Genomic DNA, 1,531 nt, shown 5'->3' with positions numbered 1-1,531 from the left:
GGATCGCCGGCGGCGACGGTAGTCACCGCCGTCTGGTTCTCCGCCACGCTCGTCGCGGCCGTGGCGCCACCGCCGTTGCTGGTGATGGTCGGCGCCTCGTTGACGTCGCCGACGTCGATCGTGAAGGAGGCCGTTGCCGAGTCGCCGCCGTCGTCGTCGGAGGCCTGAACGGTGATCGCGTGCGAGGTGGCGCTCTCGAAGTCGAGCAGCGTGCCGTCGGCCACGCTCACGACACCGGTGACGGCGTCGATCTGGAAGCGCCCGCCGGCGTCGTCGGTGAGGGCATAGCTGACGTTGCCGCCGCCCGGGTCGCTGGCGGTGGCGGTGATGCCGACCGCGGTGCCGTTGGCGGCATTCTCGGCGACCGAGCCCCCGGTGGCGCCGTCGCCGTCGACCGGGGTGGACGGCGCGGCGTTGGTGACGTTGACGGTCACGCTGGTGGTCGGGGCGTTGGTGCCGTCATCGGCCTGGATATCGAGGCTGAACGTGGCGTCGGTGTCGAAATCCACGGCGCTGGCATCGGCCACGCTCAACACGCCCGTGGCCGCGTCGATGGCGAAGGCGCCGCCGGTGTTGCCGCCGACGATGGCGTAGGTCAGGTTGGCGTCGTTGGCGCCCCCGTCGCCGTCGGTGGCCTGGATGTCGCCCAGCGTCGTGCCATTGCCCGCCGCTTCGCTGACGCTGAACGGGCCGGTGGCAGAAAACACCGGAGTCTCGTCGACGTCGCTGACGGTGACGGCGATGTCCTGGGTGTCGGTGGTGCTGCCGTCGGAGACGCTGACCTGGACGTCGTAGACGCCGTCGCCGTCGTCGTCGGCCGGGGCCTCGAAGTCCGGTGCGCTGGCGAAGGCCAGTTCGCCGCTGGCGGAATCGATAGTGAACAGGCTGGCGTCGGCGCCGCCGCTGAGGCTGTAGGTGAGGGTATCGCCGTCGGGGTCGCCGGCGGCGACGGTGGTCACCGCCGTCTGGTTCTCCGCGACGCTGGTGGCGGCCGAGGCGCCGCCGCCGTTGCTGGTGATGGCCGGGGCCTCGTTGACGTCGCCGACGTCGATCGTGAAGGAGGCCGTTGCCGAGTCGCCGCCGTCGTCGTCGGAGGCCTGAACGGTAATCGCGTGGGATGTGGCGCTCTCGAAGTCGAGCAGCGTGCCGTCGGCCACGCTCACGACGCCGGTGATGGCGTCGATCTGGAAGCGCCCACCGGCGTCGTCGGTGAGGGCATAGCTGACGTTGCCGCCGCCCGGGTCGCTGGCGGTGGCGGTGATGCCGACCGCGGTGCCGTTGGCGGCATTCTCGGCGACCGAGCCCCCGGTGGCGCCGTCGCCGTCGACCGGGGTGGACGGCGCGGCGTTGGTGACGTTGACGGTCACGCTGGTGACGGGGGCGTTGGTGCCGTCATCGGCCTGGATATCGAGGCTGAACGTGGCGTCGGTGTCGAAATCCACGGCGCTGGCATCGGCCACGCTCAACACGCCCGTGGCCGCGTCGATGGCGAAGGCGCCGCCGGTGTTGCCGCCGACGATGGCGTAGGTCA

General features: G+C 71.4%; 1 protein-coding gene. It reads right to left on the bottom strand.

Features of this window, described 5'->3' with window-relative positions; translation table 11 throughout:
• A partial coding sequence (locus FHR96_RS22290) for a cadherin repeat domain-containing protein (RefSeq protein ID WP_183389903.1) occupies positions 1-1,531 on the bottom strand: 1,531 nt, incomplete at both ends.

It is taken from the genome of Halomonas organivorans, assembly GCF_014192055.1.
GTDB classification, from domain to species: domain Bacteria; phylum Pseudomonadota; class Gammaproteobacteria; order Pseudomonadales; family Halomonadaceae; genus Halomonas; species Halomonas organivorans.
This window is presented reverse-complemented; position numbering and strand designations above follow the sequence as displayed.